General features: G+C 52.1%; 11 protein-coding genes. 9 read left to right on the forward strand and 2 right to left on the reverse strand.

Annotated elements, in window-relative coordinates:
- Positions 1–212 precede the first annotated feature (212 nt).
- The 7 genes from NST43_RS12530 to NST43_RS12560 all read left to right on the forward strand — a co-directional run bounded on the left by NST43_RS12530 (position 213) and on the right by NST43_RS12560 (position 8,757).
- Positions 213–1,175, forward strand: a complete 963-nt coding sequence (locus NST43_RS12530) for an EamA family transporter (protein ID WP_209986399.1) — start codon at positions 213–215, stop codon at positions 1,173–1,175.
- Between the two features lie 287 nt (positions 1,176–1,462).
- Positions 1,463–2,299 carry a PRD domain-containing protein gene (locus tag NST43_RS12535; RefSeq protein ID WP_339224735.1) on the forward strand — a complete coding sequence of 279 codons (837 nt, stop codon included), beginning with the start codon at positions 1,463–1,465 and terminating at the stop codon, positions 2,297–2,299.
- 109 nt (positions 2,300–2,408) lie between these two features.
- Positions 2,409–4,307: a beta-glucoside-specific PTS transporter subunit IIABC gene (locus NST43_RS12540; protein ID WP_339224736.1), complete on the forward strand. Its 1,899-nt coding sequence runs from the start codon at positions 2,409–2,411 to the stop codon at positions 4,305–4,307.
- A gap of 40 nt (positions 4,308–4,347) precedes the next feature.
- Positions 4,348–5,817: a 6-phospho-beta-glucosidase gene (locus NST43_RS12545; protein WP_339225404.1), complete on the forward strand. Its 1,470-nt coding sequence runs from the start codon at positions 4,348–4,350 to the stop codon at positions 5,815–5,817.
- Positions 5,818–5,919: 102 nt separating this feature from the next.
- Positions 5,920–6,243 (forward strand): hypothetical protein, encoded by a 324-nt coding sequence (locus NST43_RS12550; RefSeq protein ID WP_339224737.1) that lies wholly within the window; start codon positions 5,920–5,922, stop codon positions 6,241–6,243.
- A 201-nt stretch (positions 6,244–6,444) separates the two neighbouring features.
- Positions 6,445–6,744, forward strand: a complete 300-nt coding sequence (locus NST43_RS12555; RefSeq protein WP_036729071.1) for a heme biosynthesis protein HemY — start codon at positions 6,445–6,447, stop codon at positions 6,742–6,744.
- A 423-nt stretch (positions 6,745–7,167) separates the two neighbouring features.
- Positions 7,168–8,757 (forward strand): ABC transporter substrate-binding protein, encoded by a 1,590-nt coding sequence (locus NST43_RS12560; protein WP_339224738.1) that lies wholly within the window; start codon positions 7,168–7,170, stop codon positions 8,755–8,757.
- A gap of 126 nt (positions 8,758–8,883) precedes the next feature.
- On the opposite strand, the gene NST43_RS12565 is transcribed toward NST43_RS12560, so the two are convergent.
- Positions 8,884–10,236 carry an FAD-binding oxidoreductase gene (locus tag NST43_RS12565; RefSeq protein ID WP_339224739.1) on the reverse strand — a complete coding sequence of 451 codons (1,353 nt, stop codon included), beginning with the start codon at positions 10,234–10,236 and terminating at the stop codon, positions 8,884–8,886.
- 321 nt (positions 10,237–10,557) lie between these two features.
- Between NST43_RS12565 and NST43_RS12570 the strand changes: the two genes are divergently transcribed.
- Together NST43_RS12570 and NST43_RS12575 are read left to right on the forward strand one after the other, a co-directional pair.
- A complete protein-coding gene (locus NST43_RS12570) occupies positions 10,558–11,799 on the forward strand; it encodes a hypothetical protein (RefSeq protein WP_339224740.1) in 1,242 nt (413 codons plus the stop codon).
- 282 nt (positions 11,800–12,081) lie between these two features.
- Positions 12,082–13,065: a diaminopimelate dehydrogenase gene (locus tag NST43_RS12575; RefSeq protein ID WP_209985847.1), complete on the forward strand. Its 984-nt coding sequence runs from the start codon at positions 12,082–12,084 to the stop codon at positions 13,063–13,065.
- A gap of 406 nt (positions 13,066–13,471) precedes the next feature.
- Here the strand turns inward: NST43_RS12575 and gdhA are convergent, their stop codons facing one another.
- Complete coding sequence (gdhA, locus tag NST43_RS12580) at positions 13,472–14,848, reverse strand: NADP-specific glutamate dehydrogenase (RefSeq protein ID WP_339225405.1); 1,377 nt, start codon at positions 14,846–14,848, stop codon at positions 13,472–13,474.
- Between the last annotated feature and the right edge of the window lie 88 nt (positions 14,849–14,936).

The raw sequence follows: 14,936 nt of genomic DNA on the forward strand, positions 1-14,936 counted from the left end.
CTCTATATTGTTCTCGTATAACCTCGCAGCCATTCAGATGTCACAGGGCGAGGGTTTCTACAGGAAGCCTATTCTTCCTAACTACGATGATAAGGACCATGAACCAGCGGTCCCTGTCCCGGAGTTAGGATTTTTTGCGTCTGGCGGTCCTTGACCTTGACGCAACATGATTCAGATCAAAAGATTCAGGAGGCATAATCAGAATGAAAGATATGAAATATTTAATCTCCGTACTTGTAGGCGCGATGAGCTACGGCATTTTATCAACGATTGTTGTATTGGCCTACGGGCACGGTTACAAGCTGGGAGAGGTGGTCGGCACGCAGCTCTTAACCGGCTGTATTCTCGCCTGGCTGCTTGCGTTATATACCAAGCTCAGAGCGAACCGCAACGAGCGCAGCACAGCGAACGTTACAGCACCCGCCAAGGCGGTTCCCACCCGGCTGACCTGGAAGCATAGAGTGTTCTTGATGATGGCCGGTGCGCCAACCGTGGTTACGGGTCTGCTGTACTACCAGTCACTCCGGTATATTCCGGCTTCGCTGGCGATTATCCTGCTGTTCCAGTTCACCTGGATCAGTGTGCTGATTCAGGCGGTAAGCAAACGTCAGCGCCCAGACAAAATCACGGTGCTGACGCTGATCCTGCTGTTCGGCGGAACCCTGCTGGCCGCAGGTATTCTGAATCAGGGAGCTGCTGAGTTCAACCTGCTGGGGCTGGTACTCGGATTATTATCGGCAGTCAGCTATTCCATGTTCATTATCTTCAGCGGCAAAGCCGTTCCTTCGGCCCATCCGGCCTACCGGAGCGCCTGGATGGTCACTGGCGGCCTGGTGCTGCTGTGCATCCTGTTCCCGCCGACCTTCCTGTTTAACGGTATGCTATGGGGACCACTGCTGCTGTTCGGCTTCCTGCTGGGCTTGTTCGGCGCCTTCATCCCGCCGCTGCTGTTCGCCATCGGGGTTCCGCATATCGGCGGCGGCATGGCCGGTATTCTGGGCGCCGTCGAACTGCCTGTTGCCGTCTTAATGTCTTCGTTCGTATTGCAAGAGCATGTAAGTCTTCTGCAATGGACCGGAGTGGTGCTGGTGCTGCTGGGTGTGGTATTGCCTGAGTTATATAAGCTGCGGTGGGGCAATGGAAATGCCCAAGCCGTGAGTTCGTCATCGGTCTGAGTTCAGGCGGAGAGAAGAGGAGTGTTCCCTGTGAATAGGGGGCGCTCCTCTTTGCAGGTTGATAGATTATGTAAGCGCAAACATTTTTGTTGCCAAAAGTGAAATTAGGTGCTATTCTGAATTTGGGATTGTTACTGCAAAGGCAAAACCCAAAACATGGTCACGTGTTTTGGGTTTTGCCTTTCTTTATGTTAAGGGCCCTGCGGGACGCCGAAAGGAACCTTAACCCGTCTAACATCCTGTAAGCAGTGCCAAAATGAAATTCGGGGTAAAGGAGGGCAGCTTGGTTGATTATCGAGAAGATTTTCAATAACAATGCCATTATTGCCAAGGATTCAGGTAAGGATGAATTGGTTGTTATGGGACGCGGCATCGGCTTCAAGAAGAGCCCGGGCGATCCGGTGGATGTCTCTCTGATCGAGAAGACCTTTGTACTGAAGCGAAATGACGCGTCCGAGAAATTCAAGGCCTTAATGGCGGATGCCCCCGCCGAATATGTAGCCTTAAGCTATGACATTATCGAGTATGCCAAGCAGACGCTGAAGGCCCGGCTGAGCGATTATATCTATGTGACCTTGACGGACCATTTGACTCATGCCTTAAGGCTTCATGAGCAGGGTATCCGCAATCACAATCCGCTTCTCTGGGAGATTCAGCGCTGTTATCCGAGGGAATATGCCATCGGGCATCATGCCATGGGGATGATTGAGCAGTATACCCGTATCCGCCTGCCGGAGGATGAGGCCGGGAACATTGCACTCCATCTGATTAATGCGCAAATGAACAGCTCGGGCAACAAAATTGCAGACCTTACCAGGCAGACCCAGCAGATTGATGACATCCTCAATATTGTGAAGTATTCCTATAACAACGAAATTGATGAGCATACGGTCAGCTACGAACGGTTCATCACCCATCTGCGGTATTTTTTCCAGCGCTCGCGCAAACAGGAGTCTGAGGAGTCCGTGGACGATTTTCTGCTCAAGCAGGTGAGGATGAAATACAGGAAGGCGCATCACTGTGTGCTCAAAATTGAGAAGTATCTGGACTTGAAGCTCCTGGATGAAGAAATCCTGTATCTAACGATTCACATTCAGCGGGTAACGCAAAGACAAACTGAATAAAACCACTTGGATTGTTACTGGTCATGCAGGCGAAACCAAATCAGGCAGGAAGCTGCCGGGATGGTTTCGCCTTTTGCATATCATTCATCAGGAAACGGGAGGACTTACTATGAAATATGAAGCACTAGCCAAGGATATTATTAAGCATGTCGGCGGCAAGGAGAATATCAACGGACTCAGCCATTGCGTGACCCGTCTACGCTTCAAGCTGAAGAATGAGGCGGTTGCGAATACGGATGTGCTGAAGAATATGGACGGAATTGTAACGGTGATTCAGAGCGGCGGCCAGTACCAGGTCGTGATCGGAAATCACGTATCTGAGGTCTATGCCCAGGTGATGACAGCGGGCGGATTACAGGAAGGCGGATCTGAGACAGCCTCCGGCGAGAAAATGGGTCTGTTCAACAGCTTCATCGATATGATCTCCGGCGTATTCTCGCCGACCCTTGGCGTACTGGCTGCGACCGGGATGATTAAGGGCTTCACCGCCCTGTTTCTAACCGTGGGACTCCTCACCAAGGAGTCGGGGACCTACCAGATTCTGAATGCGCTCGGAGATTGCCTGTTCTACTTCTTCCCAATTTTCCTGGGGTATACCTCGGCCAAGAAATTCGGGGCCAACATCTTTATCGGGATGGCCATAGGCGCTACGCTGGTGTACCCGTCCTTCGGCAGCATCACGGCGGCGGGCGAACCGCTGTACACGCTTTTTAGCGGAACGATCTTTGAATCGCCTGTGTACATTACCTTCCTGGGGATTCCGGTCATTCTGATGTCCTATACCTCCAGCGTCATTCCGATCATCATCTCGACTTATATTGGCTCCAAGCTGGAGGCCTTCTTCCGAAAAGTGACGCCGAGCGTGGTACGCACTTTCCTCGTCCCGTTCTTCACCCTGCTGGTCACCGTTCCGCTGGCGCTGATTGCCATCGGTCCGGTCTCCACCTGGGCCGGACAGCTGCTGGGGCAGGGAACCTTGTTCCTCTACAACCTCAGTCCGGTTATTGAGGGGCTGCTGGTAGGCGCATTCTGGCAGGTCTTTGTGATCTTCGGACTGCACTGGGGTCTGGTGCCGATTGCCCTCAATAACATGGCTGTACTGAAATCCGATCCGATTCTGGCGGCTTCCTTCGGCGCTTCGTTTGCTCAGACCGGTGCTGTGCTGGCGATTATGCTGCGGACCAAGAACGCCAAGCTGAAGTCATTGTCGATTCCGGCGATTATCTCTGGCATCTTCGGAGTTACGGAGCCTGCTATTTACGGAATTACACTGCCGCGCAAGAAGCCGTTCATCTTAAGCTGTGTCGCTGCTGCAGTCGGTGGCGGTATTGTCGGTCTGATGGGCACCAAAGGCTATATTATCGGCGGTCTGGGGATTTTCGGAATCCCTAGTTATATCAGTCCTGAAGGGATGGATAAAGGCTTCTATGGCGCGATTGCCGCCATTGTGATCAGCTTCATTCTCGGGTTCATTCTCGTCTTCTTCTCCGGGTTCAAGGATGAGGAAGCGGTGGACAGTAAGAGCGGCGGGACTGCCCGGAGCGTTTTGGTGAAGCAGGAGACGGTGGGAAGTCCGCTGAAGGGTCAGATCAGAGCCTTGTCGGAGCTGACAGACGAAGCCTTCTCTACAGGCGCAATGGGCAAAGGGATAGCGATTGAACCGCTGGAAGGCAAGGTATACTCTCCGGTTGACGGGGTACTGACCACCTTGTTCGCCTCCGGCCATGCAATCGGCATTACCAGTGATAATGGGGTCGATATTCTGATTCATGTCGGCAAGGACACGGTCAAATTGAAGGGCAAACACTTCACCCCCCGGGCCAAGCAAGGCGATACGGTCACTAAAGGCCAGCTGCTCATGGAGTTCGATGTTGCCGCGATCAGAGAGGCGGGTTATACGCTGACCACGCCTGTGATCATCTCCAATTCCGGCGAGTATCTTGATGTCATTGAGACAGACCAGAAGAGCATCGATTACCGGGAGAATCTGCTGACCGTCATGATCTAATCAGTAACCTAATCCAATCTCAGGAGGAACTAATATGAATATGAATAAGAATATGAGTGTGAACAATAGAAGCTTTCCGGACAATTTCCTGTGGGGCGGCGCAACGGCTGCGAATCAGCTCGAAGGCGGGTTCGATTCGGGCGGCAAGGGGTTAAGCACGGCGGATGTCATGACCGCCGGAACACATACGGTCTCCCGGAGAATTACTCCGGTGCTGGAAGCCGGAGCTAATTATCCGAGCCATGAAGCGGTGGATTTCTATCACCGGTACGAAGAGGATATCGCGCTGTTCGCTGAAATGGGCTTCAAGGTGTTCCGCATGTCGATCGCCTGGTCGCGGATTTTCCCGAACGGGGATGATGCCATGCCAAGCGAAGAAGGGCTTAAGTTCTATGACCGGGTGTTTGCTGAGCTGGCCAAGCACGGGATTGAACCGCTGGTGACGATCTCGCATTATGAAGCGCCTTACCATCTGGCTGAAGCCTATAACGGATGGGCGGACCGCAGAATGATTGATTTCTACGTCCGTTACTGCGAGGTGATCTTTAACCGCTACAAGCACAGCGTGAAGTATTGGCTGACTTTCAATGAGATCAACATCCTCACGATGCCGTTCGGGACATTCATGGCCGGGGCGATGAAGCCGGAGGGAAGTGCCGAGCTAACGGCATCCGCGCAAACTGACAATGAGCAACTAAGATATCAAGCGCTCCATCACCAGTTCATCGCTAGTGCCAGAGCCGTGAAGCTGGGACATGAGATTCATAAGGATTTTCAGATCGGCTGTATGATTGCCTACATGTGCTCTTACCCGCTGACCTGTAATCCCGAGGATGTGCTGCTGGCCCAGCAAAAGGATAATCTGAGTAATTTCCTCTGCTCCGATGTTCAGGTGAGAGGCGCTTATCCGGGCTTCGCGCTGCGATACTTCCGGGAGAATCAGATTGAGCTGCAGATGGAGGAGGGTGACGAGCGGATTCTTAAGGAAGGCTGTGTAGACTTCTACACCTTCAGCTACTATTCATCCACCTGCGTAAGTGCAGCCCCGGATCAGGAGGCGATTGGCGGCAATATGTCGCTGGGTCTGAAGAACCCGTATCTGCAGGCAAGCGCGTGGGAATGGCAGATTGACCCGCAAGGCCTGCGGTGGTCCCTGAATAATATCTACAACCGTTACGGACTGCCGATGATGGTGGTGGAGAACGGCCTTGGCGCAGTAGATACTGTAGAAGCAGACGGTTCTATCAAGGACATTTACCGGATCGAATATTTGCGGGAACATGTCCGGGCGATGGGGGAAGCGCTGGCTGACGGCGTGGACTTGATCGGATACACCTCTTGGGGCTGTATCGATCTGGTCAGTGCAGGCACCGGAGAGATGAAGAAGCGCTACGGCTTCATCTATGTGGATAAGGATAACGAAGGCAAGGGGACGCTGGACCGGTCCCGCAAAGACAGCTTTTTCTGGTATCAAAGGGTAATCGCCAGTAACGGAGCTGAGCTGGAGTAATCCGCGTCTGCCTTCAGCTCACTTTTACAAATATCTGTCTGCTGTTTCAGTCTGTGGTCCCTACGGTATATGATTATTAATAACCATTAAAGGGGATTTCCTATGATCATAAAAGGGATCGAAAACATGGACGGCGGCAATATAATGAGCCAGATTCAGCAAGGGGGCAAGTTCGTGATCTACACGTATTGCTTCTCTGTTGTCCTGATGACGTTCAGACGAAGCTCGGGCATCTATTTCATCAAGGCGGGCGAGGGCTCCGTCAAAAAAGGATTGAAGTACACCCTGCTGACGGCCCTGGTGGGCTGGTGGGGGATTCCCTGGGGGCCGATCTATTCCATCGGCGCGTTCATCACCAACTTCAAGGGCGGCAAGGACGTCACGAGTGAAGTGTTAGCGGCTCTGTCGAACCAGAATGCTTCATAAATAGAAGTACACATACGAGAAGCTGTCCCGCATGCCGTGAAATATGGCTGGTTAGGACAGCTTCTTATTTAAAAATAGAAGAATTTATATGTTGCACACGAGTCTACTCACTGGAATAACCACTTAATTATCTATAGCTCCTTATAATATGTTATAATGAATTTCGGATTTCATACTAAGCAGAATAGAGGTCGCCAGAGGATGAAAGTAAAAATTAACCGCAATGCAGCTAAAGTTCTAAAAGATATGCTGAACAGCCCGGAAGCGGAAGGCAAGAAAATCCGCGTAGTCATCACCCAGAATCACGGAGATCACGGACACTATGATGTGGCGCTGGATACACCTACTGAGCACGATGAAGTGGTTGCTACAGATAAGGATATCGAGATTCTGCTGGATACCCGCGAACCGCTGCTCGACGGCGTCTGGATTCAGTATTTCTATGTGCCGCAGGAAGGCTTCTTCATCACCAATCCGTCTACCGGATTCCTGGAGAAATAAGCAGCAGTTAACTATGATCTGTGTTGCCTTAAGGCGGCGCTGTCTGAATCAGCCTCACCCGGCTGGTAAGACGGTGCCGTTTTTTTGTGCTGGGCATTACCAGCAGAAAGCACTTAAAAGGGATTAAGAAGCAAAAAGGAACGGAGGGGAAATTTGGAACTGGAGGAGCGGTAGCGTTCGCCTTTGTCAACGGATTTCAACCGTGAACAGCGGATTGGATCAAGAAATCTGTTGACGGGCAGCGGCCGTAAGTCCAAATGTTCACCGCAGTGACGACCAAGCTTCAAACTAGATTGTAAGTCTACGCCTAAAAGTCGTTGCAAAAGTATGCATTATCGTTGAATGCCTATATTAGCGGGGCGCGGAATTTTTATTATACTGTTCTTGTAAGCGATTACACACATATAGCTGGGGGGAATTCTAGTGAATAAGAAAAAAGCAATGACACTGATGTCCAGTATTCTGATGATCTCTCTGCTCAGCGCGTGCGGAGGCGGTAACGGGAATGCCGGTGGAAACGCGGCGGAGCCGAAGGCCTCGGCCGCAGCAACGGAAGCTGCAGGAACGAATGCCCAACCAGCCAAGGATGCCGGTGCAGTGGATACATCCCAGCCTGTTACCCTGAAGATGATTTTCGTAGGTCCGAAGCCGGTTGATTATGATCAGGTATTCGGAGAGATCAATAAGAAGCTCAAGGAGAAAATCAACGCTACACTGGAAGCCGAGTTCCTGGACTGGTCCGACTGGGCGCAGAAATATCCGCTTAAGCTGGCGGCTAACGAGGACTTCGATCTGATCTATGCAGCCAATTGGGCAGGCTATAACGACCAGTCACTCAAAGGCGGGTTCCTGGAGCTGACGAACGAAATGCTGGAGAAATATGCACCTATGACCTGGAAGGCGATGCCTGAGGTGGCCTGGGGTCAGGCGAAGGTGAACGGCAAGCTGTATATGGTGCCTCAGAACCGCGGCGAAACCGTGGAGAAGCTGATTCTGTACCGCGAAGACCTGCGCAAAAAATATAACCTGCCGGAGATCAACAGTCCGGAGGCATACGCCAACTATCTCAAGACTATATCCGGTAAAGAGAAGGGGGTTACCCCATTCGTACCGGAGACCGGAGACTGGAAGCTGCATAATCTGGACCGCATCCTGCTCAAGCAGCAGAACGAATGGAATCTGTTCGACCTCGATCTGCCGATGGGCTTCAAGCTGGATGATCCGGCCGGCAAAGTATTTAACTTATATGAGACTCCTGAATTCAAGGAGCTTGTCTACTATTATAAAGATCTGGCTGAGAATAACGCCTGGTCGAAGAGCGCACTGAACAGCAAGCTGGATCATCAGCAGGAATTCAAGGCAGGCAAGGCAGCCTCCATCACCCACAATCTGGGTACGCTTGGCGCCTTGATGACCGATATGCGGGAGAAGAACTCCCCGTATGAGCTGGCTCTGGCCGATATTAACCCGGATAAGAAAAAATCCGTTGCCGTCTCTACGCAGAACGGCGTAGCGATTCACTCCACCTCCAAGCAGCCGGAACGTGCACTGATGATGATCGATCTGCTCCAGAACGACAAGGAGCTGCATGATCTGATGATGAACGGCATCACGGCGGTGCATTATAATCCGGTCGGCGAAGATAAATTCACGAACGCCGAGAAGAATGCGAACTATACCGGCTTCTCGAACTGGGGCTTCAACTCGCCGCTGAACCGGGATAACGCCTCCTTCCCGGATGAAGCGAACGCCCTGACTGACAAATGGGAGAAGGAGGTCTATCACTATCCGCTGGAGACCTTCGTCTTCGATAACAGCAAGGTGAAGACCGAAGTGGCCAATGTCGGCAATGTGATGCTGCAATACGGCATTCCGCTGGAATACGGCACTGTGAAGGACGTAGATGCGGGTCTGGCCAAGCTCCAGCAGCAGGTTAAGGCAGCCGGTATCGACACCATCATCGCAGAGGTGCAGCGTCAGATTGATGAATTCCTGGCGAATTCAGGCCAATAAGCCTGACAGCTTAGTTACACCTTATATGTACAATATGGCAGCGGTTCTCCCGTCTTGGGATGGAGAACCGCTGCTTTATGTTTTTATGCTCAATTCATACAGGTTTCATCTTTACCGGCCCGTCATTCAGCTTGTAGTACGGGCTGGCGGGATACTCTGCGGATTGTTGAACACATTCCCGGGATCATATTTTGCCTTGACTCTGCGTAATCTGGCATAGTTCGTTCCATAATAGACCGGCCCGGAAGGCTTGATACCCTGGTCAGGCACGTTGATGTAGCTTCCTACGATGAACGGCTGCAGCTTGCGGCGGGTGTTGCGGACGTAGAATATATTTTTGGCGGCCTCTGATTTCTTGACCCAGGAGCTGTTCCACTCCACGTAGAATTTGGCTTTACGCCAGTAGAAGGCTGTAGATTTAGGAGATTTACGGCTTACCGCCCCACCCCAATTGAGGAAAAAGAACCCGGCGTCCTTCCCCTCCACCTTCTCCAGGAACTCACGCATCGGCTTAAATGCCTGATCCGGGAACGGTTTCCTGCCGAAGGCACTGGAGAACTGGTTGCTGAAGCGCTGAGTCTGTACCGGATCGGGAGCTAACAAGAAGCTGACCACTTGCGGATAAGGCAGGGAACGGATCGTTTGGATCGTAGGCGTTCCTACACTTGTAATGGGCTTCAAGAGGCGGACAGCCTCAGCCTTAGATCCGAGGAACAGTCCCAGCATGCTGACATTTCCACCCTTTTTGGGACCGATGGATAATTCGCTGCCCAGTCTGGTATTCACGGAGGGAGCCCAGCGCTGCCAGGTCTTAAGGACCTTCTCGAACTGGCCCCAGGGCCAGGTGATGCGGAATACCGTTGCTGTGGCAGGAGCCGGGCGTACTTTGAATTTGTAACGGGTGCATACTCCGAAGTTCCCTCCGCCGCCCCCGCGGGAAGCCCAGAGCAGATCGGCATTACTTTTCTTATTCGCAATAATAATTCTGCCCTTGGCATCAACCATTTCGAGCTCCACGAGATTATCGCTGACCAGTCCCAAGGTACGCTGAAGCGGGCCGATGCCGCCGCCCAGTGTAATGCCGCCGATTCCAACGGTAGGACTGTCCCCGAAAGGCGCCATATACCCCTTCCGGGCAAGCGTATGGGCGATTCTCCCGACTGTATTTCCGGCTCCGACGACGGCTGTACCGGTTTTGCGGCTTAGCTTAATGCTGTTCATCTCACTGACATCAATGACGATGCCGCCGTTCACCTGGGACAGATTGACCTCCAGTGCATGTCTGCCGCCTCTGGGCCGGATGGGAATCCGGTGCTCGTTGGCCCATTTAATGGCGTTCGACACATCTTGCGTCTTCTGGGCGAACACGAATACTTTGGGGAATCTGTCGGTATGCGGGTCCCAATTTTTGCGTGCTGCCTCATAACCCGGGTCACCTTTAAAGATTACCCGTCCGGTAAGCTTTGTTCTTGAATTCACTGGTTTCCAGCTCCTTTTGAGCTAATAATAGAAATACATAGGCATAGGTCTGACTTTGACTAGGTATTGTATGCAGGGCGTTAGTCTATGGCGTGGGCTATAATGCGGCCTACAAATGAGAATTTCACACGAACACTATCTTTCTACTTCTTGCTGTAACGGCACAATACTAGTACAAGGACGGTACAGGCGTTTCTATTTGTCTATTGGCCGACAGCAGGAGTTAATTATTGCTAGATTGTACAGGTTTGTTGTTAAACACAGTGCATACATTAATCTGAAGGGGTAGATTAAATCTAGCAATTGTGAGGAGGAATAAGTATGGCGATTTTATCGACAGGTCCCATTGAGAATAGTCCTGCCGGCGGGGTCAGACCCTCTCAACTGGTAACGATCAAATTCGATAACCGGGACCCGCTAATCTCTTCGGTGATTCTGGTAGAAGGCTATGTCTTGAACGGAACCCGGACGCTGTATGCGCAAGAGGAATTCTCTATCGCTCCGAATGAAGTGATCACGAAGAACTACTTCGCCGATCTGAATGCATTTGAGTTTGTTTTCACGATCGACGATGCCGCTTCAGAAGTGATTCAAATCTCGGCATGGGGCAAAAATTCGGCAGGGCAGCTGGTTACAGCTCACCGCCTGGTATCCTCTGAAGTACTGGATCCCGCAGGATCAGTGGTTTTTGAATGGGGTGAAACGATCTTTTGGGCGGATTCGGCAGCTCCAGGGCCGGGCAGCGGATCTCCGTTTGATCCGTTTAACTCACTGCAGGCGGCCATTGATGCCGCAGCCAACAGTCCTTTAGCAGTGGCTATCGGTATGAGAGCACGCTGTATTGTGCTCATTGCGGCTAATTCAATTTTTGATGAAGATGTCGTCATCCCGCCTGCCCGGCACATTCAATTGCTTGGTCTGGGTCCGTGGGTACTTGGCAATTCGGATCTGGCGAATTTCGGATCATCAACTCCGCGCAATGTAACGATACAGACCGACCCGGCTGCCGAAGACGTATACAGTGATCAAGGACCTGCCTTTGTTGCGCGCCCGGTTACTGTGATAGGCACGTTTGATAACGGCACCTCCGTAAGCACCCATACGAACTATACGGATGGAGCCATTATCAGCGGCGACATTACTTTCCAGAATGTGGCTGTGGGGGATCCCTTTACAACTATAGAATTTCAGCTTCTGAATGCCCGGGTAGTCGGAGGTATCATCCAGGCGGGACACATGGGGAATTTAAATACCTATTTATATCATAGCCGCATCAATACAATGGTTCATACGGGACTTAATATTCAGCGTATGGTTGACAGCCAGTCGGACGGGATCATCAATGTCCGCGGATATTCCCATATCACGAATACAAATATTAATGGTGCAGTCACTGTAACACTTGCCTTGACAGATGTGCCGCCAACCGGGATTTTCAGCAGCCAGTTCGCCACCATTACTTGGACCGGTCCGCTCACACTGGATACATCGTCCAACTATTATTTTGTGAACAGCGGTTCAACGTTAATCGGCACCAAAACCGTCTTATTCAGCTTGGCTTAGGATTTCCTGTGTCATGTGTTGTGTTTCTTGCCACCGGGCTGCCCTCCGTCTACTTGGATCAGCATTCTGTTAAGGCCCGGTGCGCATGCTCATCTGCCGGGTTGCCGGGCTTCAACCAGACGGTCTTCACCTTGTGCGCTTTGTGAAGCGTCTGCTGCTGCTTTCCATAAATAACTGTGATTGATAACACTTTAATTATTTACATTTCGTGTAATGTATATATACTTAACATTTGAAGGATTCATATCTCCGGGTTAACCGGCAAGGGAGGATATTACAGACATGACTTCAACTATTAGAGTAGGGATCGTCGGATACGGAAATTTGGGCAAAGGGGTACAACAGGCCATTGCGCAGAACTCCGATATGGAGCTGGTAGCCATATTTACCCGCAGAGATCCGCAGCAGCTGGCAGACATCACAGGAACGCTTACCGAACACATATCAGCCGCCGAGCAGTACATAGGCAAGATTGATGTAATGATTCTGTGCGGCGGTTCCGCGACAGATCTGCCGGAGCAGACTCCGCAGCTGGCCCGGTTGTTCAATACGGTGGACAGCTTTGACACTCATGCCAAAATCCCCGATTTCTTCGCAGCGGTGGACAAGTCCGCCCGCGAAGGCGGCAGCGTAAGTGTGATTTCCACCGGCTGGGACCCGGGCATGTTCTCCATGAACCGGCTGCTGATGCAGTCGATCCTGCCGGTAGGCGAGGATTATACATTCTGGGGTACGGGAGTCAGCCAAGGGCATTCGGATGCGATCCGCCGGGTTCCCGGCGTCAAGGCAGGCGTACAATATACCGTGCCGGTCCAGGAGGTCATTGACAGCATTCGCGGAGGCGAGACCCCGGAGCTGTCCACCCGTGAGAAGCACCGCCGGGAATGTTACGTAGTGGCTGAAGCAGGAGCTGACCGCGATGCCATTACCCGGACGATTGTGGAGATGCCGAACTATTTTGCCGATTATGATACAACGGTGCAATTCATCACGGACGAGGAGCTTGCCGCTGAGCATTCAGGGATGCCGCACGGCGGCTTCGTCATCCGCAGCGGAGTGACTGGAGGCGGAAGCAAGCAGATTGCCGAATTCGGGCTGAAGCTGGACAGCAACCCGGAATTCACCGCCAGCGTCCTGGCCGCCTATGCCCGCGCTGCTGTGCGCCTGAAGCAGGAGGGCCAGACAGGAGCCAAGACGGTATTCGACATTCCGCTCGGCCACCTGTCCCCAAGATCTGCTGAGGAGCTGCGGCGCGAGTTGCTGTAGGCAACAATGAGAGGGATAAATCCCTTTGGTGAGGTCAAGTGTGACTGAAGGAGAGTAATGAGGTGCACAAGTGCACCTGAATTCACCGGACTCAGGCTAAATGAGCGAATGAGAAGCATTAGTGCTCCTTCACCCGTCGTTGGCCCCTGTATCTGCCATTCGTACGCATAAGACCAGCCAGGTGCGCCCAGCATAACTACTAGCGAGCACAGGATCACCAACCATCCATTTCCTAAACCTAAAAAAGAGGTGTCCCCAGCCAAATGGCTTAGGGACACCTCTTTTTGTATCAAAATATAAGAATTTATAAGTTTTACGCTATAAATTATCCTTCTATTTCTCGCTGAAACGGTACCGTCCTTTAAAAGGACGGCAAAGCCGTTTCCACTTGTTAAGTCTACAACAGTTACACGATACCCTGCGCCAGCATGGTATCGGCGACTTTCAGGAACCCGGCGATGTTGGCGCCGGCAACCAGGTTACCGGCGACGCCGTAATCTTCAGCTGCCTGAACGGTTCTGCTGTAGATATTTTTCATAATGCCTTGCAGCTTCTCGTCCACCTCTTCGAAGGTCCAGGACAGACGCATGCTATTCTGGCTCATCTCAAGGCCGGAGACCGCTACGCCGCCGGCATTGGCAGCTTTGGCTGGAGCAAACAGCACCTGGTTCTCCAGGAACAGCTCCACCGCTTGGAGGGTGGTCGGCATATTGGCACCTTCGCCAATGGCCTGAACTCCGTTCAGAATCAGCGTGCGGGCGGATTCCAAATCCAGCTCGTTCTGTGTGGCACACGGCAGGGCGATATCGCAAGGCAGAGACCAGATTCCGCTACAACCCTCAACATACTCGGCATGCGGGTGCTCCTTCACATATTCGCTGATACGCAGGCGTTCGGTTTCCTTCAATCTTTTGACGGTAGCCAGATTGATGCCCTGAGGATCATGGATGTAACCGTTCGAATCACTGCAGGCAATCACGTGGGCCCCAAGCTGCTGAGCCTTCTCGATAGCATAGATGGAGACATTCCCGGAACCGGAGATGACCACCTTGCGGTCCTTGAAGCTTGCTCCGCGTGCTGACAGCATCTCTTGCACGAAGTATACACAGCCATAGCCGGTAGCTTCCTTGCGCGCCAGACTGCCGCCGTAGAGCAGCCCTTTTCCGGTTAGAACTCCGGCAGCATGCCCTCCGTGAATCCGTTTGTACTGGCCGAACATATAGCCGATCTCGCGCGCGCCTACACCGATATCTCCTGCGGGAACATCTGTATCCTGCCCAATGTGGCGGTACAATTCCGTCATGAAGCTCTGGGTGAAGCGCATAACTTCTTGATCCGATTTATCCTTGGGATCGAAGTCGCTGCCGCCCTTGCCGCCGCCCATGGGCAGGCCAGTCAGCGAGTTTTTGAAAATCTGCTCGAAGCCCAGGAACTTGATAATCCCGAGGTAGACGGAAGGATGGAAGCGCAGGCCGCCTTTGTAGGGACCGATGGCACTGTTGAATTGAATGCGGAAACCGCGGTTCACCTGGGTATTACCGGCATCGTCCACCCAAGGAACACGGAAGGAGATGCTGCGCTCAGGTTCAACCAGCCGCTCGAGAATCCCGTGCTTCATATACTGCGGGTGGTGGGTCAGAACGGGGGTGATGCTCTCCAGGAATTCCTGGACAGCCTGGTGAAATTCTGGCTCATGCGGGTCGCGCTTCTGGACCTCTGCATAGATCCGCTGCACGTACTGCACAGCCTCATTTGATACTTCTGACGATAGTGTAGGAACGATGGACACTTTGGCAAGCACTCCCTGTCTGATTGTAATTCGGGCTATCCCGTATTTAATTCGAATTTAAAAGAATTCTATAAAACCTGAC

The sequence above is a fragment of the Paenibacillus sp. FSL H8-0332 genome (assembly GCF_037963835.1).
Classification (GTDB): Bacteria; Bacillota; Bacilli; order Paenibacillales; family Paenibacillaceae; genus Paenibacillus_AQ; species Paenibacillus_AQ rhizoplanae.